Annotated in this window: 21 protein-coding genes, 1 tRNA gene, 1 pseudogene and 1 CRISPR repeat array; of the genes and pseudogenes, 11 read left to right on the forward strand and 12 right to left on the reverse strand. The window is 67.0% G+C overall.

All coding sequences use genetic code 11. The features are described from left to right. Positions 1–269: 269 nt before the first annotated feature. Positions 270–1,079 carry a site-specific integrase gene (locus FV227_RS15540; RefSeq protein ID WP_348642517.1) on the forward strand — a complete coding sequence of 270 codons (810 nt, stop codon included), beginning with the start codon at positions 270–272 and terminating at the stop codon, positions 1,077–1,079. A gap of 323 nt (positions 1,080–1,402) precedes the next feature. On the opposite strand, the gene FV227_RS15545 is transcribed toward FV227_RS15540, so the two are convergent. Together FV227_RS15545 and FV227_RS15550 are read right to left on the reverse strand one after the other, a co-directional pair. Next, complete coding sequence (locus FV227_RS15545; protein ID WP_147859397.1) at positions 1,403–2,431, reverse strand: hypothetical protein; 1,029 nt, start codon at positions 2,429–2,431, stop codon at positions 1,403–1,405. A 176-nt stretch (positions 2,432–2,607) separates the two neighbouring features. After that, positions 2,608–2,982 carry a hypothetical protein gene (locus tag FV227_RS15550; RefSeq protein ID WP_147859398.1) on the reverse strand — a complete coding sequence of 125 codons (375 nt, stop codon included), beginning with the start codon at positions 2,980–2,982 and terminating at the stop codon, positions 2,608–2,610. 597 nt (positions 2,983–3,579) lie between these two features. On the opposite strand from FV227_RS15550, the gene cas5c reads away from it, so the two are divergent. The 3 genes from cas5c to cas7c are packed head-to-tail and all read left to right on the forward strand — an operon-like array spanning position 3,580 to position 6,966. Continuing rightward, complete coding sequence (cas5c, locus tag FV227_RS15555) at positions 3,580–4,254, forward strand: type I-C CRISPR-associated protein Cas5c (protein WP_147859399.1); 675 nt, start codon at positions 3,580–3,582, stop codon at positions 4,252–4,254. Then, the gene (gene cas8c, locus FV227_RS15560) at positions 4,251–6,035 is read left to right on the forward strand and encodes a type I-C CRISPR-associated protein Cas8c/Csd1 (protein ID WP_147859400.1); all 1,785 of its coding nucleotides are present in this window, start codon (positions 4,251–4,253) and stop codon (positions 6,033–6,035) included. Before cas5c ends, cas8c begins: the two co-directional genes overlap by 4 nt. A 4-nt stretch (positions 6,036–6,039) precedes the next feature. Beyond that, entirely contained in the window at positions 6,040–6,966 is a 927-nt protein-coding gene (gene cas7c / locus FV227_RS15565) for a type I-C CRISPR-associated protein Cas7/Csd2 (protein ID WP_147859401.1), read from the forward strand. Between the two features lie 44 nt (positions 6,967–7,010). Beyond that, a CRISPR array of direct repeats spans positions 7,011–8,467; the repeat unit is 31 nt; unit sequence GTCGCCCTCTCACGGGGGCGCGGATCGAAAC. Between the two features lie 103 nt (positions 8,468–8,570). Here cas7c and FV227_RS15570 read toward each other — a convergent pair. The 3 genes from FV227_RS15570 to FV227_RS15580 form a co-directional block, all read right to left on the reverse strand. Next, positions 8,571–10,841, reverse strand: a complete 2,271-nt coding sequence (locus FV227_RS15570; RefSeq protein ID WP_147859402.1) for a CRISPR-associated endonuclease Cas3'' — start codon at positions 10,839–10,841, stop codon at positions 8,571–8,573. A 293-nt stretch (positions 10,842–11,134) separates the two neighbouring features. Continuing rightward, positions 11,135–11,713, reverse strand: coding sequence for a c-type cytochrome (locus FV227_RS15575; protein ID WP_246686538.1), 579 nt, complete (start codon positions 11,711–11,713; stop codon positions 11,135–11,137). A 99-nt stretch (positions 11,714–11,812) separates the two neighbouring features. After that, positions 11,813–12,892 (reverse strand): PQQ-dependent sugar dehydrogenase, encoded by a 1,080-nt coding sequence (locus FV227_RS15580; RefSeq protein ID WP_147859411.1) that lies wholly within the window; start codon positions 12,890–12,892, stop codon positions 11,813–11,815. A gap of 368 nt (positions 12,893–13,260) precedes the next feature. Between FV227_RS15580 and FV227_RS15585 the strand changes: the two genes are divergently transcribed. Beyond that, entirely contained in the window at positions 13,261–14,016 is a 756-nt protein-coding gene (locus FV227_RS15585; RefSeq protein WP_246686537.1) for a DUF72 domain-containing protein, read from the forward strand. A gap of 257 nt (positions 14,017–14,273) precedes the next feature. After that, positions 14,274–14,350, forward strand: a tRNA-Arg gene (locus FV227_RS15590). 440 nt (positions 14,351–14,790) lie between these two features. On the opposite strand, the gene FV227_RS15595 is transcribed toward FV227_RS15590, so the two are convergent. Continuing rightward, entirely contained in the window at positions 14,791–15,864 is a 1,074-nt protein-coding gene (locus tag FV227_RS15595; protein WP_246686536.1) for a hypothetical protein, read from the reverse strand. A 437-nt stretch (positions 15,865–16,301) separates the two neighbouring features. Between FV227_RS15595 and FV227_RS15600 the strand changes: the two genes are divergently transcribed. From FV227_RS15600 to FV227_RS15610, 3 genes are all read left to right on the forward strand, one after another. Next, a complete protein-coding gene (locus tag FV227_RS15600; RefSeq protein WP_187274833.1) occupies positions 16,302–16,463 on the forward strand; it encodes a YqaE/Pmp3 family membrane protein in 162 nt (53 codons plus the stop codon). 25 nt (positions 16,464–16,488) lie between these two features. Next, positions 16,489–16,740, forward strand: coding sequence for a hypothetical protein (locus tag FV227_RS15605; RefSeq protein ID WP_147727082.1), 252 nt, complete (start codon positions 16,489–16,491; stop codon positions 16,738–16,740). A gap of 130 nt (positions 16,741–16,870) precedes the next feature. Beyond that, on the forward strand, positions 16,871–17,074 hold the full coding sequence (locus tag FV227_RS15610) for a hypothetical protein (protein ID WP_147727083.1): 204 nt from the start codon (positions 16,871–16,873) through the stop codon (positions 17,072–17,074). A 6-nt stretch (positions 17,075–17,080) separates the two neighbouring features. Here FV227_RS15610 and FV227_RS15615 read toward each other — a convergent pair whose 3' ends face one another. The 4 genes and pseudogenes from FV227_RS15615 to FV227_RS15630 all read right to left on the reverse strand — a co-directional run bounded on the left by FV227_RS15615 (position 17,081) and on the right by FV227_RS15630 (position 19,067). Then, a complete protein-coding gene (locus FV227_RS15615) occupies positions 17,081–17,263 on the reverse strand; it encodes a hypothetical protein (RefSeq protein WP_147727084.1) in 183 nt (60 codons plus the stop codon). Positions 17,264–17,270: 7 nt separating this feature from the next. Next, positions 17,271–17,735, reverse strand: a pseudogene (locus tag FV227_RS15620) (YceI family protein); the annotation flags it as partial. A gap of 98 nt (positions 17,736–17,833) precedes the next feature. Next, on the reverse strand, positions 17,834–18,439 hold the full coding sequence (locus FV227_RS15625; protein ID WP_147859405.1) for a cytochrome b: 606 nt from the start codon (positions 18,437–18,439) through the stop codon (positions 17,834–17,836). A 52-nt stretch (positions 18,440–18,491) separates the two neighbouring features. Further along, positions 18,492–19,067, reverse strand: coding sequence for a YceI family protein (locus tag FV227_RS15630; protein ID WP_147859412.1), 576 nt, complete (start codon positions 19,065–19,067; stop codon positions 18,492–18,494). Positions 19,068–19,204: 137 nt separating this feature from the next. Here FV227_RS15630 and FV227_RS15635 point away from each other — a divergent pair, with 137 nt between their 5' ends. Further along, positions 19,205–20,152 carry a LysR family transcriptional regulator gene (locus FV227_RS15635; RefSeq protein ID WP_147843372.1) on the forward strand — a complete coding sequence of 316 codons (948 nt, stop codon included), beginning with the start codon at positions 19,205–19,207 and terminating at the stop codon, positions 20,150–20,152. 70 nt (positions 20,153–20,222) lie between these two features. Here FV227_RS15635 and FV227_RS15640 read toward each other — a convergent pair whose 3' ends face one another. Then, complete coding sequence (locus FV227_RS15640; protein WP_147727087.1) at positions 20,223–20,600, reverse strand: hypothetical protein; 378 nt, start codon at positions 20,598–20,600, stop codon at positions 20,223–20,225. A gap of 97 nt (positions 20,601–20,697) precedes the next feature. Here FV227_RS15640 and FV227_RS15645 point away from each other — a divergent pair, with 97 nt between their 5' ends. Then, the gene (locus tag FV227_RS15645; RefSeq protein WP_147727088.1) at positions 20,698–21,636 is read left to right on the forward strand and encodes a LysR family transcriptional regulator; all 939 of its coding nucleotides are present in this window, start codon (positions 20,698–20,700) and stop codon (positions 21,634–21,636) included. Between the two features lie 138 nt (positions 21,637–21,774). On the opposite strand, the gene FV227_RS15650 is transcribed toward FV227_RS15645, so the two are convergent. Then, positions 21,775–23,427 carry an ABC transporter substrate-binding protein gene (locus FV227_RS15650; protein ID WP_147859406.1) on the reverse strand — a complete coding sequence of 551 codons (1,653 nt, stop codon included), beginning with the start codon at positions 23,425–23,427 and terminating at the stop codon, positions 21,775–21,777. Positions 23,428–23,503: the final 76 nt, after the last annotated feature.

Here is a 23,503-nt window from a genome sequence, read left to right on the forward strand (position 1 = left end):
AGACGTTGTCTATCTTCGTCGATCACAGGAAAAGTCCTTGATGATCCTGCCGCGGCGTCCTTGAGTGCAGCGCTCAAACGAGAGGCGCAGCTGCGATGGCGACTATCAGGAAACTTCGAGGACGCTGGCAGGCCGCTGTCCGCCGCAAGGGGATGCAGCCCCGTTCGAAGTCCTTCGACGCAAAGAGCGACGCAGAACGTTGGGCTCGCAGCTTGGAAGCTGAGCTGGACCGTAACGGTGCGCTCCCCGACATGCGACCAGCTGAGAGCATGACGCTCGCGGAGCTCCTGACGCGCTACCGGGACGAGGTCTCGCCCACAAAGCGCAGCGCCATTACGGAAATTGCTCGGATCAACGCGATCCTCCGTCGCTCGGTCTGCTTTCGGACGATGACCATGCTCTCGACGGCAGATCTCGCTGCCTACCGCGACGAGCGCCTCAAGATGGTGGCAGCAGCGACCGTGATCCGGGAGCTGAACACGATTTCGCATGCAATCGACACCGCTCGTCGCGAGTGGAACATCCACATCGCACAGAATCCATGCAAACTCGTGCGCCGCCCGTCACCGCCGAAGGGGCGCACCCGTCGCCTCGAGGGAAACGAAGAGGTGCTTCTACTCACTGCCGCAGACAGGGGGCGCACTCCCTATCTTCACCCACTGATCGTGCTGGCTATTGAGACTGGCATGCGCCGAGGCGAGCTGCTGGCGCTCCGATGGGAGCATGTCGATCTCGATCGGCGTGTTGCGCACCTTCCGATGACGAAGAACGGAACGAGCCGGGACGTGCCGCTCTCTACCCGCGCGGTGGATACGCTCAGGAAGCTCAGGACGGGCGAGGACGCGACGGTGTTCTCAGCTGCCCCCAACACTGTCAGGCTCGCCTGGGAGCGCCTAACGCGACGTGTGGGGCTATCTGATCTACACCTGCATGATCTCCGGCACGAGGCGGTGTCCCGCCTATTCGAGAAGGGGTTCAACGTCGTCGAGGTCGCGTCGATCTCGGGGCACCGGGAGTTGCGCATGCTCCAGCGCTACACGCACCTGAGGGCTGCCGATCTCGCAGCGCGTCTGGGATGAGTCGAGGTGGCTCTTCCGCCACAGCATGGAAGTCCTAGAAGAACCGGAGCAGCGTGTAGGGAGTGCCTGACGAGCTCACAAGAAGCCGGAGTCTGTCCTTGGCAGCCGGACACCAACTTAGAACGACCGGATGATCATCATCGACCGGTCTTCTAATCGATTGGAACCCCAGCGAGAGCTGGGCGTCCCGTAACGTTTTCCATTGTTTTGGCTTCATTTTTGAGAGGCCTAAATTATAGAGCCCGTTACGGCGTGTGACGGAAATCCTCCGGTCGAACCCGGAGGGCTTCCAAGCACCAGAGAGTCTGCGATGTCCCGGTCGCTTATGCAGCCTCGATCTCGATGATCGCGTCCGGATTGGCAGACGCCGCCACTAAGCGCTTGTTCTCGCGGAAGCGGCGTGCGCGATTCTTTGCAGACCGCCTACGGTGTTCAAGCACAGGGTTCGTCGAGCCATACCGGGCGGCTACATCTTCGAGGAGACGATCCGTGACCGGCTGACACTGCGCGACGAGTGGGCACCGATTGCACCGCTCCGCTGCGGAATTCAAAGGAGCCGGTAGGCCGAAACACGACGGGATGAGCTGCTCAACCGGGAGTGCCTTGATCGGCGCCACAGCTCCCAAGCCGGCAGACCTCTCCCGAGCGGTCGCGACGAACTCCGCTCCGTAAAATGCGGTAGCCTTATCGACCGACAAGACACGTGCATTGTCGATGGCCATACCGATCGCGATGGACCCGTTAGTCCGCATCCGAGCCGCACGAGCAATATGTTCCTGATGCGCGGTCTGGTCCGGCAGAGCGTGATCGTTCTCCATGCGATAGTGTGGAAACTCGGAGAACCAGCAGGCGCCGGTAAGTTCCTCCTCCGACCGCTTTTCAATAGCCACCACGCAGTCCGCCCGACGCATCTGCCCGGCCCTCAACAGACGCTGCTGCTTAGCCCGACGAAGCGCGGTCTCCATCGCGGTCCAGATGTAGAGCCTGTAAGTAACCCCCAGTAAGTCAGCGTGCGCACGAGCGTTCCAAAACTCGCTAAATTCCTTGCGGCTATGAAAGAGGCCGCCAGCAGCAGTAGCTCGCTTCTTACTTGCCGCAACAGTGTCGAAATTCTCTCCCCACTTCTGGCGATATACCAGGATATATTCTTCGACAAAGAGATTCGTTGCCTGGACCGGCGAGAGGAATCGATAGTCAAACCACTTAAAGTTCGCGAGAATGCGCTCTGCAGCCCAGCACTGTGGTGACATATGTGAGGCGGCTTCGAGAATAAGTTCTGCGCGCTGATGAAGCACTAGTGGATCGAGCTGGTCGAAAATACGCATGGGGGTGCTGCCAGACGAATGGGTCATCTGTGGGTTCCTTCTGAGGGATTTGAGAGCGCGGCGCCGTGCTGAAGTCGTTATAGCGACCAGCGAGCGGCGTTCCGCATAATGGCGGTTGATTTTTCGAGCGCCGAGGTTCGAAGCCGCTAGGAAGTTCGTAGGCTAGCGGTCCAGCTAGGCGTTAAGATCTGCGGCCTGCGAGATCAGTGCTTAGTTTCACTCAAAGACAGCAAGAAATGATCGACAGAGACGGCAAGAGTCGACGATGTAAAATTCTCCCGGTCGCCAGGCGTTGCGATAGCCTTAGGCCATGAACGAGCCTGACGAGCGAAGCTCCGCTCACCCCGGATGCGATAAACAGCCAGCTTGCCTGCCTTGTTGCCGATGTAGGCGTAGTAAGTGCCGCGGACCTTCGCGATCCTTGAACACTCGGGAGCGGGAAATTCCGTTCCACCCTGGCGATAATACGCGGCCAGTGCGAGACGCATCATCTCCTGTTCCCAGCTGAACTTGAGGTCCGCGAACACCTGTTCGATCACGAGGATGCTCTCGATGCTCGTGCGTGAATTCTTTTGCATCTGCCTGCTCTGATGCTCGGATCGAGCGCGCCATGGCTCAGAGGAGCCTGACACATATTCTATAGCGAGTTGGGGGAGGCGTTTTCGTAGCAAAATGAACTTTCCGATAAGTCATTGATTTTGTTGATTCTGGAACCGAGGCGGCTCGCCGATCTGAGCGCTCGATGATGAAACGTGGGCGGTTCGGCGGGTCGGTGGGACCGCAAAGACTCCACGTAGGGTCGCTTCGGGACCTTATGGGCTCCTACGCCACGGCACTCCGGTCGAGCTCATCAATCACTTCAATGAGCCGCGTCGTCCTAACGTCGTCGAAGACCTGCCCCAGCCACTCGGGCGCATCTTGTTTATGGGCTTTTGTAGAGCAGCCCCAGTTCCACGGCCTCCGCAGCGACGTTCAGAAGTTGCAGAATGATCACGGTCTCGGCGCTCCAACCCGCACGCATGTCTGTCCGCTCGCAAGCCGAGCTCATGGTCGCTATCGTCGCGCAAAATCGCGTTGAGGTTGCTGGCGGGGAAAGCCGGATGTTGCGGATCTGTATCGAGAGCGCGCAACGACCCAGCCCACGATCGGCCCGCCTCCGTGACGGGGATCGATAGGTGAGCTTCGGCATTCGGCTTCGCGTCTGGGGCGAGCGAGCGTGTTTTACGCGGCCTGAGATGAAGGTGGAGCGCGTCTCTTATGATGTGATGACGCCGTCCGCCGCCCGGGGCATCCTCGAGGCTGTGCTGTGGAAGCCGCAGATCCGCTGGGTGATCGAGCGCATCCACGTCCTCAAGCCGATCCGATTCCAGGCGTTGCGACGCAATGAGGTCGGCGCGAAAATCTCGTCCGCAACTGCCGAGCGGGCCATGCGGGCCGGCTCGGCCGACGGTCTTGGCCTCGTCGTTGAGGACCACCGGCAACAGCGCGCCACCACGCTGCTGGTCGATGTCGACTACGTCATCGCCGCGCATTTCGTCTTGACCGACAAGGCCGGTCCCGACGACACCCCGGCCAAGTATCTCAGCATGTTCAACCGGCGCGCGGCGGCGGGACAGTGCTTCCATCGCCCGTGCCTTGGCACGCGCGAATTCCCCGCCGACTTCGCGCTGATCCCGACCGAAGCTCCGCTGCCGGAGAGCGCCTTTCCGCCCGAACCGCGCGAGCGCGACCTCGGTTTTATGCTCCACGACATCGTCGGGCCGGAGCGCGCCTCCACGTTCTTCCGGGCGCGGCTGCGGGCCGGCATCCTCGATGTCGACGCCTGCCTTTCCGACGGCACCGTGTCATGACGGTGCTGCAGGCGCTGGACCGCTACTACACGCGCATGGCCGAACGCGGCGAGGCGGAGGCGCCCGGCTTCTCGCGCGAGAAGATCGGTTTCTGCCTGACCCTGTCGCCAGACGGCGACGTGGTCGACATCCTCGACCTGCGCGATCATTCTAGTCGCAAGCCGCAGCCGCGCCTGATGGAGGTGCCAGCCGCCGTCAAACGCACGGTGGCGATCGTCCCGAATCGGCTCTGGGACAAGTCGGCCTACGTGCTCGGGCGGACGGCAGGGCCGGGCCGTCGCACCGCCGAGGAGCATGAAGCCTTCAAAGCCCTACATCGGGACCTGCTGGCGAACTCGGACGATCCCGGGCTCCTGGCCCTCGCGCGCTTCCTCGACCGATGGGATCCGGCGAACCTCGACGCGCTCTCGCACGGCGCCGACCTCCTCGACGCCAACCTCGTATTCCGTCTCGGGAGCGAGCACGCCTATCTCCACCAGCGGGACGCTGCGCGCCGTCTCATTGCAGTCGCCGACGGGCCGGCGGGCGGCGCGACCGTCTGCCTCGTCACCGGACTTCCCGCGAACGCCGCTCGGCTCCATCCGTCGATCAAGGGCGTCGCCGGGGCGCAATCCTCGGGCGCAGCGCTCGTCTCGTTCAACCTCGATGCCTTCACCTCCTATGGGAAGGTGCAGGGCGCCAACGCCCCCGTTGGCGAGGCCGTCGCCTTCCGCTACGGCGCAGCACTGAACCGGATGCTCGACCGCGGCAGCCGCAATCGCCTCGCCCGGCCGATCGGCGATGCCACCGTTGTGTTCTGGGCCGACACCTCGGAGGCGGTCGGCGAGGCGCAAGCCGCGGCGGCCGAGGATTGGTTCGGCCAGATGTTCGCGCCGGCGCCCGCGGACGATCAGGAGGCCGCCAAGCTACGCGATGCGTTGGACGCGGTCGCAGCCGGGCGCGCCGTCGCCGAGATCGTGCCGAGTGTTGTCGCGGGCACGCGTTTCCACGTCCTCGGCCTCGCCCCGAACGCCGCCCGGCTTTCGGTGCGTTATTGGCTCGACGACACCTTCGAGAGCTTCGCCCAACGGCTCGCACGGCACCATGCGAACCTGCGCCTCGAACCCCTCCCGCGCGGCTGGGGCGGAGCGCCGTCGATCGCCCGCCTGTTGGTCAGGACGACGGCTCTGCAGGAGAAATACGAGAACGTCCCGCCGTTGCTCGCCGGCGAGGTCGCCCGTGCCGTGCTCGGCGGTGGCCGCTACCCGCGGACCTGGCTCGCGGCGGCGATCACACGCCTCCGGGCGGGCGACGACCCCGCGACCGGTTGGCATGCGGCGGCCATCCGCGCCTGCCTCGTCCGTGATCAGACAGGAGATATCCCGGTGAGCCTCGCCAAGGACGACCCCCACGCCGCCTACCAGCTCGGGCGCCTGTTCGCCGCTCTGGAAACCGCCCAGCGCCTCGCCCTGGGGCCCGTTAACGCCTCGATCCGCGACCGCTATTTCGGGGCCGCCTCGGCGACGCCGGCCGGCGTGTTCCCGCTGCTACTGCGCGGCGCCCAGAACCACATGGGCAAGCTGCGCAAAGAGCGCAAAGACGGCTGGATCGAGCGCGAGATCGCCGAGATCGTCGAGCGCCTGCCGCCGGCGCTGCCGCGCTCGCTCAAGCTCGAGGCGCAGGGGCGGTTCGCCATCGGATACTACCATCAGCGACAGGCGCAATTCGCCGGACGGCCCACCCTACAGGCGGCGGTCGAGGCGGAGGCGGGCGACAACGAGGAGATCGGCGATGACGTCTGACACCATGGGCGTGCAGCGCCGACACGAATTCGTGCTCTACTTCGACGTAATTAACGGCAACCCGAATGGCGACCCGGACGCCGGAAACCTGCCCCGGCTCGACCCCGAAACCAATCAGGGCCTGGTCTCCGACGTCGCCCTCAAACGTAAGATCCGGAACTACGTGGCGCTCGCCCGTGCCGACGCGCCCGGCCACGAGATCTACATGCGCGACGGCGCGACGCTCAACGTTGAGCACAAGCGTGCCTGGGCTGCGGTGATGCCTGAGGTCACGAAGGCGGATGACCTCAAGAAAGCTCCCAAGGACGCCGACAAAGGCCGCGCGCTGACGCGCTGGATGTGCGCCAACTTCTGGGACATCCGCACCTTTGGCGCGGTGATGACCACGGGCGTCAACGCGGGCCAGGTTCGCGGGCCGGTGCAGATCGCCTTCGCGCGCTCGGTCGAGCCGGTGCTGCCGCTGGAGATCTCCATCACCCGACTCGCCGCCACCACCGAAGCCGACGCGGAATCCAAGGGCGGCCGCACAATGGGGCGCAAGCACATCGTGCCCTACGGGCTCTACCGCGCCCACGGATTCGTCTCGGCGCCCCTGGCCTCGCACCCAGTGAAGGGCACCGGCTTCTCGGACGCCGACCTCGACCTGTTGTTCGAGGCGCTCAGCGCAATGTTCGAGCACGACCGCTCGGCGGCCCGCGGCGAGATGGCCACGCGAAAACTCGTGATCTTCCGCCACGCCTCGGCGCTTGGCAATGCGCACGCCCACGCACTGTTCGACCGGGTGAAGACGTGGCGCGCGCATCAGGGCGAACGTCGGGAGATCGGCGCGCAGGAGATCGACAACTGGCCGGTGGCACGCAGCATCTCGGACTATGCGATCACGATCGACCGCGAGGGCCTACCGGAGGGGGTGGAGATCATCGAGCGGTAGTGCCACTCCATGAACGGCCTGTCGTAGATCTGAGACCGCGCTGGTCGTTCTCTCACGGGCGCGCTGATCGCGACGCGTTGGCAGTTTGTGAAGGCGTGAAAGGCCAAGGTCGCCCACTCACGGGGCGCGGATCGAGACCTCCGCGCCTGTGCGCAGTGCGGCGTTGTTGCCGAGTCGCCCACTCACGGGGCACGGATTGAAACCCGCTCCGCCGGCACGTCCTCGGCTGGGGTAGCAAGTCGCCCTCTCACGGGGCGTGGATCGAAACTGGGTTACGTCTTGGCTCGGCCTCTACCTGCTAGTCGCTCTCTCACGGGGGCGCGGATCGAAACGAGCGCTTCTGCCTCGTCAAGATAACGGACGACGTCGCCCTCTCACGGGGGCGCGGATCGAAACCCTCCCTTGGCCGGAGAGGGCGCCGGGCGGGCCGTCGCCCTCTCACGGGGGCGCGGATCGAAACATCCAAAGATCGAGGAACGCGCGGACAAGCAACAGTCGCCCTCTCACGGGGGCGCGGATCGAAACGCCGCGATGAGCCGGGTGGACCATGACGCCCCCGGTCGCCCTCTCACGGGGGCGCGGATCGAAACCCGATCGGGTCGCTTGTTGCGATCGACGGCGGGTGTCGCCCTCTCACGGGGGCGCGGATCGAAACTCCCAGCTCGCGATGCCGGCCCAGTCCGTGCTGCCGTCGCCCTCTCACGGGGGCGCGGATCGAAACTCGCTCGAGGCGGCTTCGCTCGCCGCGTTGCCGGGTCGCCCTCTTACGGGGGCGCGGATCGAAACGGTTCATTGCCACCGATCACGACGGGAAGCATGGTGTCGCCCTCTCACGGGGGCGCGGATCGAAACTCTCTCCGTCTGAAGGAAGGGGCGGGGCCGATGCGTCGCCCTCTCACGGGCGCGCGGATCGAAACATGGGCGACGAGATGGATGCGTCCATGGACGCTGGTCGCCCTCTCACGGGGGCGCGGATCGAAACAGGCGTTGCGTTCGGGGTGTGGCTGGGGAAGGGGTCGCCCTCTCACGGGGGCGCGGATCGAATCACCGGCGGGGCGCCGTGCTGGCGCGCCATGCCGCGTCGCCCTCTCACGGGGGCGCGGATCGAAACCGCCTCCTCCGCGCGGGTCTCGGCGGCGGTGAAGGTCGCCCTCTCAACGCGGGCGCGGATCGAAACCTTTGTTGCGTCAGGGGAGGCCGGCTAGGGCCGTGTCGCCCTCTCACGGGCGCGCGGATGGAAACGCGCTGGAGCTGGGGCTCATCACGATTGAAGTGGGTCGCTCTCTAACGGGGGCGCGGATCGAAACTCTCCTCTATCCTGCGTTGGGCCAGTGTTAGGCTGGTCGCCCTCGCACGGGGGCGCGGATCGAAACCCCTCCCGCCGATGCGGCCGGCGCTGGGGAGGCGGTCGCCCTCTCACGGGGGCGCGGATCGAAACCAACGACACGCAAGGGGCGTAGCCATCGCCCGGTCGCCCTCTCACGGGCGCGCGGATCGATGCAAATGATCCGTAACGCGTTCTACGCCTTTTTACCGAGGGCAACGCTTCACGTCGCGCCCGATCGTGATCTCGCCTCAGCCTGGGGTGGCCGCGGCCCGCCGGTCTAACCGATGATGTTGTCCGATGGCGATCGCTCGGAAGCCTCCTCCAGACGAAGGCCCGCACAAGGATCGTAACGCTTTAGGTCGTTCAACCGCAGCAAAGACGCGCCCAGTCTGGTATGCACCGGCCGAAGGACGCCTTGCCCCAGCCATGCCAGACGCAGCCTGGGCGGGATCGGAACGGTGTAGGCTTGAAGGCGCCGAAGATCGGCGCCAAGCGGTTTTTCCATGGCGGCGATGCTCCGGAGAAGAGTTTCAGCCTCGTCGTCGGCGGGGTTCGCCTGCCAGGGCACGATCACCGGCTCCATCGTTTCCTCGATGAAACGAAAGGTTTTCGCGATTGATGCGAACGGAAACGCGCCGTTTCCGGCACGCTCTTCGATGTGGGGGAGGATGGGCCAGACTGATCCGTCGAGGTGGCCGGCATCGAACGCCTCGGGCCCGCGGCGCCAATACAACTCCGAAAAGTAGCTGCGCATGGCCTCAGCCGACAGCGGGTCGTCGGTTGCGCACAGGATCGGATCGGCTGCGCCCCACGGCAGGCGGAGGTCGCGCGGCACCGGGGTCTCGGCCGGCTCGAACACCACGACCCGCCCGAGGGCGAGCCGCCCCTCGCGGTTACACCGCCCAGCCGCCTGCGCGAGGACATCGAGGCCGGTGGCCGCACGCCAAACTTCCGGCAGATCGATATCCACCCCGGCCTCGATCAGCGAGGTGCTTACGATCCGCGTCGGCGCGTCGGCCCGCAATCGCGTGCGGGCGTCGTTGAGCACCATGCGGCGGTGGCGGGGACACATCAGCGTCGAGAGATGCATCGCGCCCGGCATTTCTCGCATGCGGTCGAACAGCGCCCGAGCATGGGCGCGGCTGTTGACGATGCACAGCATCCGTTCCGCCTTCCCGAAGCGTCGGGCGATCGTCTCGTCGGCAACGGGCTCAGGCAGGCGCTCGACCGAGACGCGGCGGAGCGCTGCGTAGAGGCGTGGCGGATTGGGCGCGAGTTCCCGGTCCGCATCGATCGGCAATCCGTTCTCAAAGCCGTCGATGCGCCGCAAAGCCGGTTGGGTCGCGGTGCAGAGCACGATGCTGGCCCCGTAATTGGCCGCGAGTTCCGCGATCGCCGCCATGCACGGCCGGAGTAGACGCAGCGGCATCGCCTGGGCCTCGTCGAGCACGACGATGCTGCCGGCGATGTTGTGGAGCTTGCGGCACCGCGCGGTGCGGTCGGCGAACAGGCTTTCGAAGAATTGGACGGCCGTCGTAACGACCACCGGCGCATCCCAATTCTCGGCGGCCCTGCGCAGGCGGGAGACCGGGTCCGTGCCCCAGCCACCGTCGCGCGCGCGATCGGCGGGGGCCTCCCAGTCGAAGCTGGCATGGTGCTCCAGCACGCCGGCATCAGCGCCGAGCGCGTCGCGGAACACCGCTGCCGTCTGCTCGATGATCGCGGTGAAGGGCGCGACGTGGATGACCCGGCGCAGACCATGCTGCGCGGCGTGCTCCAGCGCGAAGGCGAGGGAGGCGAGCGTCTTGCCGCCACCGGTGGGCACGGTGAAGGTGAATAGTCCCGGCGCGAGCGCGGCGCGCGACAGCGCATAGTCGAGCACCGCGGCCCGCACGGTGTTCACCGTGGTCGCCTCCGCACCGGCCCGGATCCGAGCCATGTGGGCGGCCAGGCGACCACGCAGGGCGACGAGATCGGGATGACCGCCCCGCGCGACGGTCTTCCCGCGCGCGTAGAACCGCTCGGTCTCGAGGAAGTCGGCATCGACGAGGCAGGAGAACAGCATCCGCGTGAGAAAGGCACGGCTGAAGCCCGGCGCCGTGGTCTCGACGAACCGACGTGAAGGCCTCAGGGCCGCGAGCGTCGGCAAAGCCGTCGCATGCCGCTCCCAGCTGGCATAGGACGGGAGCGGCGTGAGCGTTCGATCGAGGCGTCGATCGAGATCCGCGCCGTCGCCGAGCCCGGCATGGTGGCCGGCCACGATCGTCGCGATCAAGCGGCCGAGACCGCAGCCGAACGTCTCGGCAGCGACCCGGGCGCCGGCGGTCGAATGATCCCGGCTCGGCCCGAGACCACGCAGGTAAGCCTGCACCTCGGGCGAGACCTTGCCGATATCGTGCAGCAGACCCGCGACGCGGGCCGCTTCCGCCCAACCGAACGCCGACGCGAAGCACGCCGCGCGGTCAGCGACAACCGCCAGATGCGCTGCCAGAGGCTCCCAGGCTTCAGTTGGTTCTCCGGGCCGCGAGTGTGCGAAGACCGGTCCCATGGCTGATCCTCCGACGGCGATGATCGCAGGCGGCATAGCGCTCCGACATACGGCGCGAGAGGTTGCAACGAACTGCATAGGTGGCGCCGTAATAAGGCATCAGTTCCCATGTTGAATGAAAGCGACACAGGCGCGGCACACACCGAGCGCCGCAAGCGCGCGGCAGCTGCGTCTGCTAGCGCATCGCCGACCACTGCCAACGACTACCTATCGCACGCGCCACCCGACACGATTCGAACGTGTGACGTTTGCCGCAGGAGCACTCGCCACCATCCGTTCGCATTAAACAGCGGCTATCGAGGCGTCGAACCCTGGGCGCCGTGCGCGATGCCGTAGGCGAGATCCGAGATCTCGGCGGCACTCAGTTCGCCGGCTACCTCGTTCATCTGCGGGTCGAACCCTGCCCGATCGCTCGTCTTGTAGGCGGTCAGTGTCTTGCCGAGATACTCTTCCCGCTGGCCGAGAATGCGTGGAATGCCTTTGTCGCCGCCGAGATCACGCCCGTGGCAGGACGCGCAGCGATGCTTACCGATCGCGGCTTCGGCACGCGCCATCCGAGCCGGCTCGCCCGGCTCGCCCTGGGAGACGGGTTTGGGCAGGGCCGCGATCGCGGCAGCGTAGGCCTGCAGATCCTCGTCGCTCATCGGCTCGGCGAGCGCGTTCATAGGATCGGCCTTGCGCTGCCCTTCGCGGAACATGAATAGCTGGTTGGTGACATAGACCGCGGGCATGCCGCCCAAGGATGGCACGCCCTCGGACTGCGAGGTGCCGGAGCCGTGGCATCCGGTGCAGGTCTCGATCGACGGCGACGCGGCCGACGCCATCCCCGGACTGAGCAGCGCAGCAAGAGCGCTCGCGAGAAATGTCGGCATCAAACGAGATCTGCGATGCATCGGGCGCCCGGGTGCGAAGCCCTCGATCGGGCATCCATGGAGGACGCGGGTCGCCCATCTGAACGACCCGCGCGATGATTACCGCGACGCGTGCTTCGCATTCGCGTCGTAGCTGATCCGATAGATCGCACCATTCAGATCGTCAGACACCAGGAGCGTGCCGTCGGGCGCAACCTGAACGTCGACCGGCCGTCCGATCAGATCGTTGTTCTCAAGAAAGCCCGTAAGGAACGGTTCGACCGAAACGACTTTCCCGCTGTCGTCGAGCTTGGCAAAAACCACCTGTCCACCGGACTTCTTCGTCCGGTTCCACGACCCGTGCTGAGCGATAAAGATGCCGTTTCGATAGGCGTCCGGGAACTGCGAGCCACTGGAAAACCGCATGCCAAGCGAGGCCGTGTGCGCGCCCAGCAACGCCACAGGCGCCGTGAACTCATCACAGGAATGACCCCATCCATACTCCGGGTCGGTGAAATTTCCCTGATGGCAGTAGGGGAAGCCGAAATGCTGCTTGCCGGGCTCGGCGAGCACATTCAGCTCGTCGTTGGGCAGGTCCTCCGAGATCCAATCGCGCCCGTTGTCGGTGAACCAGAGTTGACGCGTCTTTGGGTTCCAGTCGAAGCCAACCGTATTGCGCACGCCTCGGGCGACCACTTCAACGTTCTTGCCGTCGAGATCCATTCGGCGGATCTGCGCGTGCGTGTCGGGCGGGATCAGTGAGTTCCCGGGTGAGCCGACCGGCACGTAAAGTTTCCCGTCAGGGCCGACCTTGATGAACTTCCAGCCGTGGGCCTCGTCCTTCGGCAAATCCTCGTAGACAGACACAGGTGCCGGCGGGTGATCGAGATTAGCTTCGATGTCGGGGAACTTCGAGATCTTGGAGATTTCCGCGACATAGAGCGTTCCATCATGAAACGCGACGCCATTGGGGCGGTGCAGGCCCTTAGCGATGATCTTGACCTCGCGTTTGCCATCACGATCGGTCACCGCATAGACGCGGCCGGCGATGCGGGTTCCGACGAATAGCGTGCCTTTGTCGCCAAGCTGCATCGTGCGTCCGTTCGCCAAACCAGACGCGTAGACCTCGAGTTTGAAGCCGTCCGGCAGATGCAGCTTGTCTAACGGCAGCTTGTCGACCGGCGTCGCCGTGATCGGCATCGTCATCGACTTCAGAGATAGAACGGCATCGCTGTCCGTCTCCGGACGATCGACATTGTTCGTCACGACCGGCGGATCGCCAGGCTTCTGCTCGGGAACAGATCTTGCCCAGCTCGCTCCAGTGAAAGCCAGCACAGCGGTCATCGACACAAGCGTGAGGAGTCTCGGGTTCCGATTCATCGAACATTCCTCCCTGCCGGCGCTTAGCGCGCCGTGGCAACGGTCCTTATGATTCGGCGTGGACCTGCTTTGGCATACCGTATTTTCTTTCGGAACCAGAGAGCCGGGCGAGGTTCACCAATGCGGTCCGAGATGCGGCGACTGAGCCTGAAGCGCAGGTGTCTCGGCGAAACGATGGAGCAGTCGGCGTGATCGCGATCGGAACGGCTGGCTGGAACGTCCCAAAGGAATACGCCGGTGCGTTTCCCGAAGCCGGGAGCCATCTGGAGCGTTACGCGCGGCGCCTCCACGCGACGGAGATTAACACCTCGTTCTATCGTCCCCATCGGGTCGGCACCTACGCTCGATGGGCAGCTTCCGTGCCCGAACAATTTCGCTTTGCCGTGAAGCTTCCGCGCACGATCTCGCACGAGCGGCGGCTCGAGCAGGCCGAGGAGCTGCTGCAGCGATTCCTCGACGAAGTTGCTGGGCTTGGTCCAAAGCTTGGCGCACTTCTGCTCCAGCTACCGCCGAGCCTTCATTTTGACCCACACACAAGCGCTGGGTTCCTGCACGCCTTCAGAACCATCTACGACGGCACCGTCGTGTGCGAACCAAGGCACGCCAGTTGGTTCATGCCCGATGTCGACAAGTTGCTGGCCGAGCTACGCATCGCTCGCGTGTCAGCCGATCCGGCGCCAGTGCCCGGCGCACATGAACCAGGCGGCTATCAAGGCATCCGCTACTACCGACTGCACGGTTCACCGAAGATCTACTACTCCGCTTACGAGCCGCCCGCTCTCGACGCGGTTGCTAAGCGACTGGCTGCGGATAACGCGCAGGGGCGCGAGTGCTGGTGTATCTTCGATAACACCGCCGCCTTCGCGGCAACTGGCGACGCGCTCGCAACGCGTGAGCGCCTTTGCCGACACGAACAGGAAAGCGAAAACCCGACGCCGTCGTAGCCCTTCCGCGAGGTGCTCAGGCGCGGCACAGGCGCGGCGCACATCGAGTGCCGCACGCGCGCCGCAGCTGCAAGCGCATCGCCGACCACTGCCGACGACTGCTCTATCACCCGCGCCACCCGACACGATTCGAATGTGTGACCTTTGCCGCAGGAGCCCTCGCCATAATCCCTTCGAGCGTCATCCCCCCGGCCTTCGACCCCGCGACAGCCCCGTTGCGCCGCGCAGCGGCATCGGCTAGGAAATCGGCACGGTCAGCACCCGTAGCTCAGCTGGATAGAGCGTTGCCCTCCGAAGGCAAAGGTCACACGTTCGAATCGTGTCGGGTGCGCCAATTCCGTACAGAACCGCGAACACCTGCCCGGCGGGTGAGCCAGCGCCGGCGATGACGGGTTCCGGGCTGGCCGTATCGCCAATGATGCGGATAGCGTTCTCGACGCAATCGACGATCGCCTGAAGCAACGCCTTCGCAACGGGATCTCGCCCTCCGTCGCGCTCTCACGCATCGACCGGCCGCATGACGCGATCAATTCGGGTGCGCTCTCAGCGAGCGGACGGTCCGCGACCCGCTCGATCGCTGATGCGGGGCCCGAAACAAGCTCTTCGACCAGCCTTGAAAGATCACGTCGATCGGTCTGCGCGCCGGGCGCCCTTGGTCATAATCGACACCGATCGGCATGAGCGGATGGTGCGTTCCCGCGGCGGTCGCAGGCGCGAAGCAGCATCGTGGGTCGCGGCGCCAGGCTTCACGCCCGTCCGCGCCGCGCGTCGGCATCAGTTGGTGATCTGCGGCTGCATGGTCGTCTGCCCGAACATCTTCGCCAGCGCCGCATCGATGGACGGCCCGCCGGAGGCTTCGGCATACCAGCCCGGCGAGGAGCAGGCCTGCAGGTTCGGCGCGATCTGCGAGACGTAGGGCTGGACCAGGCTTCGATAGTTGCCATCCAGCGCCGAGCTTCCCGTGGTCGGATCGGCCAGGATCGGCAGGTAGGTGGTGTAGATCACCCCGACGGTGATGTTCTTGTTGTTGTAGCTCTGGCAGACGGCCGGATCGAACGCCGCGGTGCAATGCCCGGAGGTGCAGGAGGAACCCTTCACGTCACGCAGGCCGTCGGTGATGATGATGACGTAGGCGCGGGACGTCGCCTGGCTGGTTCCGTCGCCGCTCGTCGGGATCTTAGTCAGCAGATCGGTCAGCGGCTCCTTGAGGTAGCTGTCGCCGGTTCCGCCACCGTTGTTCGGGCCCAGGTCGATGTTCGCCGCCGCGGCCGACAGGCTGTTCCAGTTCGAGCTGAGCGTCGCCAGCTGATTGAGGCTGTAGGTCGTTCCGTTCGCGGATGAGAGGCCCGTCGTGTAGAGCGCGATCCGGTAGTTGCTGGTGCCGGCGGCGAGGGCGTCGCTCTGGGCCGTGGAGATCGTCTTGTTCACGGCATTGCGCAGGACGTCGATGCGCAGGGTGATCGGTGGAACGGCGCTGCCGGCGATGGACTGATAGCTGCTCGCCAGCCTGCTGCCGGTCTGCACGACGTGACAGCCGAAGACGCAGCCCGTGGCGCCCGAGTTGCCGGCGTTCCTCTCCATCGTCTTGATCAGGGTGAAGAGGCTCTTGGCTCCCGCCGTGGTCGAGGCGAGGCCCATCGAATGCGACACGTCCAGAGCCATGTAGAGATCGGTATAGAGCGGCATCGAGGCCGAGGATTTCGCGGAGCCGGAGGCATTCATGCTCCGGACGCCGAAGATGCCGCCGAACGACGTCCTGGTCGCGACGTTGAACGTCGCCAGCGCGTCGATGCGCTGGCCGACCTTGGCGACGGTCACGGTTCCGCCCGTCGCGATGACGTTGGTCATCCGCGCCACGTGCGCGTTGAACAGGCCCGTCGCACGGGTCTGCGCCTCGGTCTTGGCGGACGCGACCGAAGCGGCGCTGCCGTCCGATTGCTGGATCAGCGCCTTGGCGACGCCGCTGGCATAGAGGGCGGCGGCGTCGGCGGCGGTCTGGCAGGTGGTCCGGGCGGTGAGCAGCTGCCCGTAATCGATGGCGAGCCCCGTGGTGCCGATCAGCGGCAGGAGGAGCAGCCCGAAGAGAAGCGCGATGTTGCCGCGCCGATCCGCGACGGTCGGTCAAACGACAAAGCACGCCAACCGTTGCGACAGGCTCTCTCACCGCGCCCACGCCGCTTGGGCGAGCCTGAGTCGGAACAAATCGGGCTGAAACAGCCTGAGTGTGCGGGGCAGCATTGCCGACGCCGTGCACCCGCCGACATCGTCTGGGGATGCGACGCGCCATGGTCATGATCATCATCTGCTTCCTGGCGCCGTGGCTGGCAATGTTCCTGCGCGGGAAGGTGATCCAGGGCATCCTGTGCATCCTCCTCCACATCACCGTCATCGGCTGGATCCCGGCAACGATCTGGGCCCTGGTGGTCACGCGCAAGGAAGCTGCGTAGGGGCGTCGGACCCGGGGAGGCTTTCATGCAGAGCAGGCTCGCGAAGACGATCATCGGGGCGATCCTCGCCGTCGCCCTGGCCGTCGCCGTGTCCTACGGCTTGATCACCCAGCAGACCGCCGATCAGATCCAGACGAAGGCCGACCAGACATTGCAGACCGGCCCTGGTGTTCCGCCGGCCGGGCCCGGGCAGCCGGCGCCGGCGCCTCCGAACCCACAGGCGCCGACGCAGCCCGGTACGACGCCGGCAACCCCACCCGCGGCGCCGCGGCCATGAGGAGGTCGCAGCCGGCACCGAGGCGCGAGATGTCGGATCCGCCGCGATGAGGTCGAAGGGCCGCTCCGCATGAGGGCGTCTCCGGACCCGGCAGGCTCCCGGAGTGCACCTCCATCCGAAGGATAGGCCCATGCTGATGACCGTGCTTCTGCTGGCCTTCCTCGGCATCCTCGTGGTGATGCTGGTAACGCGCCGGCATATCGGACGGCTCGGATCGCTGGCGACGCTGATCGCAGCCGCGGCGCTGGCCCTCTGGCTGATCGACAGCGGCTTGGTCCCGGGGTCCAAGGGCCCGCTCGAGGGCGACCGGGCGACGACGTTTCGCGATCGGTGATCGCCGTTAGTCGACGAGCGCGGTCGCGCCGAGATCCTGACCGGCTGCGCCCTTGCGCCGCCGGTCATTCGCGCCTTCGGCTTCGTTCGGCGCGGCCTCGGCCGCGTCGGCTCGGAAATGGCTCCGGCTCGGCGAAGGACGACCGGCAGCGTGCCGGCCGAGGTCGCAGGCAGCCGGCACTTCGAGCATCGCGATCCTAGCGCGCACCGTCCTTCCGGCGCGCCACGAGATCGAGGTCGACGCCGACCTCGAGGGCGACCCATTGGCCCGACGCCCACGGCCCCTGCCCGACGCCGAAATCGGTGCGCACGAGATCGAGATGCCCGGTGGCGTGAGCGGCATCGCCGGCAAGGGTGAGGCGGAAGGGCAGGGTCGCGTCGTGGCGGATGCCGCGGATCGTGAGGCTGCCGACGGCCTCGTAGGCGTCGCCGCCCCTGGGCACGAAGCGCCTCGCCTCGAAGCGGGCCTGAGGCGTCGCCTTGGTGGCGAACCAGTCGGCCTGCGACAGGGCCTCGTCGCGCTGGACGTCGCCGGTCTCGGCGCTGGCGAGGTCGACGGTCACCAGCGCATGCCCGGTCTCCGGGGCGGCCGGGTCGAAGGCGATCTCGGCCTCGAAGCGCTTGAAGCGGCCCTTGAACGGGACGCCGACCTGAACCCCCGAGAAGCCGAGGCGGCTCTAGGCCGGGTCGACGGCCCAATCCGCGGCCTCGGCGCAGGCGGGTGCGGCGAGGATCGCGGCGGCGAGCAGCAGGCGATACGTCATCGGGGCGAAACCTCGCGGCGGGTGGGGCCGAGCGACGGCAGCCTCCCCCGCAGGGTGTCGTCCCGCAGGACGAAATGGTGCCGCAGGGCGGCGCCGGCATGCAGCCCGAGAAGGGCGATCAGGAACCAGGCGCCGGACGCATGGACCAGCTTCAATCCGGCCTCGACCGCCGCCTTGTTCGGGAGGTCCGTGACGATCGGCAGATGCGGCCAGGGCACGACGCTGTACAGGACCGTCGGGATGTTGAACGGCGAGGCCGAGACCAGCGCCCAGCCGACCAGGGGCATCGCGATGATCAGCGCGTAGAGCACGCCGTGGGCGAGATGCGCCGCGGCCCGCTCCAGGGCCGGCATCGCCGCCGGCAGGGGCGGGGGCCTGTGGAAGGCGCGCCAGCCGAGCCGGAGCAGCGACAGCACGAGCACGGTGATGCCGACCGACTTGTCCCACTGGTAGAGCTGGAACCGGCGCATCGGCGCCAGGTCCGCATGCGTCATCGCGAGGCCGATGCCGAGGAGCGCGAGCACCAGGGCCGCGATCGCCCAGTGGAAGGCGATCGCGACGCGGGTGTACCGGAGCGGGGCAGGGGCCACGGCCTCGGGCATGGTCGTTCCTGGCATCGCGATCTCGGGGCCGGCGGTCGTGCGCGGCTTGGGCCTATTCGGTGCGCTCGAACGCGCCGGCGATGGTGAGGTGCAGCTCGTCGCCGATCAGCGGCACGTAGGTCTTCACGCCGAATTCCGAGCGCTTGATCGTGCCCTTGGCGTCGAAGCCGACCGTGTACTTCTTGCTCAGCGGGTTCACGCCGGCGCCGACCAGGGTCACGTCGAGGGTTACCGGCTTGGTCACGCCGTGGAGCGTCAGGTTGCCGGCGACCTTGGCCTTGTCCTTGCCCTCGGGCGTGACCTTGGTCGAGACGAAGGTCATCTCCGGGTACTTGGTCGCGTCGAGCCACTGGTCGCCCTTCAGCTCGTCGGTGAGCTTGGTGCTGGTGGTGGTGACCGACGCGACGGGAATCGTGATCTTGAGGCTGCTCTGAGCCGGGCTCTTCGGCTGAAGGTCGAGAGTGCCCGAAACCTCGGAGAACCCGCCGGAATAGTTCGAGAAGCCCATGTGCGACACGGTGAACCCGACCTGGGTGTGGCCGGCATCGACCGCGTAGGCGCCGGCCTGGATCTGGGCCGGGTCGCGGGTCGGCGGTGTCTGCGCCAGCGCCGGGGCGGCGGCGAGCATGAGTGCGATCGACAGGGCGGAGGGGCTGAAGGGCTTCACGAAGAGCTCCGGGCTCGCTGGCACGGCGGGATGCGCCGTTCGGAGGCGCCGAGATAGGCCGCTTCCCAGCGGTGCGGAAGCGCGGTAACCGGAGACGCATGGTTGCGATTCCGGAAACCTTCACCGGGCATCTCGACGACGTGCGTGCCTTCTGCGCGGTGGTCGACCTCGGCAGCGTGACCCAGGCGGCGGCCTTCGTGCGCGAGACCAAGGGCAGCGTCAGCCGCCGCGTCTCGCGACTGGAGGCGGTGCTCGGCGTGACGCTGCTGGCGCGAACCTCGCGCGCGGTCTCGCCGACAGCCGACGGGCTGGTCTTCCACGCCCGCGCCCAGGAGAGCCTTGCGCTCCTCGACGAGGCTCTGGAGACGGCGCGCGGCGCGCGCACCGAACCGCGCGGGCACCTGCGCGTCACCGCCTCCATCGATTTCGGCGTCGAGGTGCTGCCCGATCTCGTGGCGAGCTTCCGCGCTCGCTACCCGCAGATCACCATCGAAATGCTGATCACCGACAACCGGCTGGACCTCGCCGCCAACCGCGTCGACCTCGCCCTGCGGCTCGGCGGCGCGCATCCGGACAGCGGCTACATGGCGCCGATCCTCGCCGAGCTGACGATCGGCCTCTACGCCGCCCCGGCCTATCTCGCTCGGAAGCCGGCTCCGGCCGACCTCGCCGGGCTCTGCGACCACGACGTGGTGTTCTCGCGCGAGCGCGTCGGCGCCTCGCAGATCGCGGTGTCGGACCGGCTCGGGCGCGAGGCGCTGATCGACGTGCGCCCGGTGGTGCGGGCGACGGATTTCGCCACCGTGCTGCGGTTGACGCTGGCCGGCGTCGGCATCGGCCACATCCCGAGCCTCGTCGCCGCGAAGGCGCTGGGCGCCGGCACGCTGGTTCCGGTGATGCCCGATTGGGCGAGCCGCGGCGGGACGCTCCGGGCGGTCAGCCTCGCGGGGCGCGAATTGCCGGCGCGGGTCCGGCTGTTCCGCGAGCATGTCCGCGCGGAGGTGGCGCGCGCGTCGTCCGGTCGGCGGCTCCATGATCCGGCCTGACGGCGTCTGCCGGCTCCCGGCCTCGTCGCGAGGCCGGGAGGGTCGGCACGGCCGGGCATGCCCAGAGCGCTCAGTCGACGGCCGCGGCTTCCAGCGTGACGGCCTTGGTCCGGGAGGGCTGGACCAGGATGCGGTCGCCGACGCGGCTGATCTCGATCGTCTCGGCGGGCGAGTCGGCCGGGCGCGGGGTCGAGAGCGTCACGCTCTGGTCGTCGGCCAGGACCGTCTCGAAGCGGACGGCGGGGGCTGCGGCGCGCGGCGCCAGGGTGACGACGACGCGATACCCTTTCGGCTCGGCGGTGTAGTAGGCGACGCCGGACAGGGTCCCGAGGTCGACGCTGCCGGCCGCGGCCGGCTTGATCTCGGCTGCGCCGGCACTGCCGAGGCCGGCGGTGAGGGCGACGATGGCCGCGAGGGCGACGGTGCGGCTGCGAGTCTTGATGGACATGATCGTGTGACCTTCGTGCTGCCAAGGGCCCGATGCCCTTGCCTTGGTCACGAATATGTTCTGCAGTGCAGCATGGATCAAACCGATCGTATCGCTGATGACTATCGATCACATCGATCTTAGCCGCATCGACCTGAATCTGCTCGTCGCCCTCGACGCGATGCTGGCCGAGCGCAGCGTGACCCGCGCCGCGGCTCGCATCGGCATCGGCCAGTCGGCGATGAGCTCGAGCCTCGCCCGCCTGCGCCGGCTGTACGACGACGAGCTGCTGACCCGCGCCCCCGACGGCATGCGGCCGACGCCACGCGCCCTGGCGCTGGCCGAGCCCGTCCGCGCGGCCCTGCGGCAGATCCAGGCGATCGTCCGGCGCGAGGCGGCGTTCGATCCGGCCACGACCGAGCGGACCTTCACGGTCAGCTTGCCGGACAGCACCGAGGTCCTGCTCGGGCCCCGGCTACTCGGCTACCTGCGCGCCGAGGCGCCGGGCATCCGCCTGCTGTTGCGCTCGGTCGACCGCACGCACATCCTGGAGGAGCTCGACGCCGACCGGGTCGACCTCGCCATCGGCTTCGGGTTCGAGGGGCAGACCCATCACAAGCAGCGCCTGCTCTACCGCGACACCTACGTCTGCCTGTTCGACGCCGGCCAGGTCGGGCTCGCGCCGCCGATCTCCCTGGACGACTACCTCCGCTTCCCGCACATCCTCACCAGCCTGCGCGAGACCGCCCACGGTGTCGTGGACGACGCGCTGGCCAAGCTCGGGCGGGCGCGGACGCTGGCGCTGACGACGCCGCGGTTCCTGGTGGTGCCGTTCCTGGTACGCGCCGCCCCGGTGATCACGACGATGCACGCGCGGCTCGCCACCTACTTCGCCGACGCGCTCGGGCTGACGGTGAGCCCGGCGCCGGTGGAGCTAGACGCGGTCTCGGTCTCGATGCTGTGGCACGCCTCCTACGACGACGACCCGGCCCACCGCTGGCTGCGGCAGGTGCTGGTGCGGCTGGCGGGCGAGACGGCCGAGGTCGAGCGGCTTTAACGGGGTGGGGCAGGGGGCCGGCGCATCGCCGACCCCGCATCCCTGACCACGCTCTTCCCTCCCCCCTCTGCGGGGGAGGGAGTACCCGTCACGCATCTGCTGCGCGATCCGGTAGCGAAGGAAACCCGCGCCGCCCCATCACGCCAGCGTCGTCAGGTCCTGGAACCAGTGCTGGGCCTGGGTGTAGCCCTTCACCTTCGGCGAGAGCGCGTGCGGGTTGGTGTCGTGCACGACCCAGACCTGCACCGCCTCGTCGACCACGATCTCGTGGATGCGGGCCAGCAGCTTGTCCTGCTCCGCCGGGTCGAGGCTGGCCTTGACCTTGTCGCAGAGCGCATCGACCTCGGCGTTCTTCCAGTGGCTCCAGTTCACGCCGTTCGGGGCGATCTGGCGCGAATCGTAGAAGCGCAGGATCGCGTAGAACGGATCGGAGGTGACGTAGGCGATGTTGCCGGCCGAGACGCCCTTCTGGCTCGGGTCGGCCGCGCCCTGGCGCCAGCCGGTATAGGCGACCTCCAGCTCGACGGTCTTGAACTCGACCTGGATGCCGATCTCGGCCCAGCTCTGCTGGATGAACTCGTTGATCGGCAGGGACAGCATCTGCCCGGTGCCGCCGGTGGGGATCAGGATCGTCGCCTTGACCGGGTTCTTCACCGAGAAGCCGGCCTCCTCCACGAGCGTCTTGGCCGCCGCGACGTCGGTCTTGATCTGGAAGGTCGGCTTGCCGAACCACGGGCTCGACGCCTGCACCTGCCCGACGGCCGGGGCGGCCAGGCCGCCCATCAGCTGCACCACGCCGTCGCGGTCGATCGCGAGGTTGGCGGCCTTGCGCAGGCGGATGTCGCGCCAGGGCGAGCCCTCGACCATCGAGAGGTGGTAGTTCCAGACATGCGGCGTGTCGTTGCCGACGATCCGCATGCCGGCGGCCTTCAGACGCGGCACGGCGTCGGGCGCGGGCAATTCGATCAGGTCGACGTTGCCCGACAGGAGCGCGTTCACGCGGGCGAGGTCTTCGGGCACGCAGGCCAGCGTCAGCTTGGCGAGCTTCGGGGCGCGCTTGGGGTTCCAGTAGGCCTCGTTCGCCACGAGCTCGAGGCGGACGCGGGGCTGGAGCTGGCCGATCTTGTAAGGCCCGGTCCCGGAAGGCTGGAACGCGAACTTCGACCAGTCGCGCCCGGCCGCCTCGAACCCGGCCGGCGACGAGATCAGGAACCACAGCATCTGGTAGGGGAACAGGCTGTCGGCGGTCTTCGTCGTCACCTGCACGGTCATCGCATCGAGCTTCCGATACGACGCCACGCCGGGCAGGCGCGGCCTCACCTGGGCGGCCTGGCGCTGGTCGAAGTGCGGCGCCTCCTTGTTGAGCACCTTGTCGAAGTTCCAGATCACCGCGTCCGCATCGAAGGCCGAGCCGTCGTGGAACTTCACCCCGTCGCGCAGGTGGAACGTCCAGTTCTTGCGGTCGGCCGGGTCGCTCTCCCAGGACGTCGCGAGGCCGGGCACCATCCTGCCGGGGCGGTCCGCAACGTCGAGCTCCCAGGCGATCAGCGGATCGTAGAGGGTCAGCCCGGTGAACTGGTAGCCGCCCGCGCCCTTGTCCGGCTGCCCGGTGGTGAGCGGCAGGTCCGACATCGAGATGCTGTAGGTCAGGGTGCCCGCGGGTTTGCCGCCGGGCGCCGAGCCCCCCTGGGCGAGGGCGCCGGGCGCGGCGAGCGGCCAGCCCACCCCGAGCGCGCCGAGGGCGGCGCTGCCGAGCACGAGGTTGCGGCGCGTGAGCGAAGTCTTGTTCATCGGGCACTTTTCGATCGCGGAACGGGAACGATCCGCGCGTCGAAGGAAACGGCGACGCCCTCCGTCGATCGGACGG

The organism is Methylobacterium sp. WL119 (assembly GCF_008039875.1).
GTDB lineage: Bacteria > Pseudomonadota > Alphaproteobacteria > Rhizobiales > Beijerinckiaceae > Methylobacterium.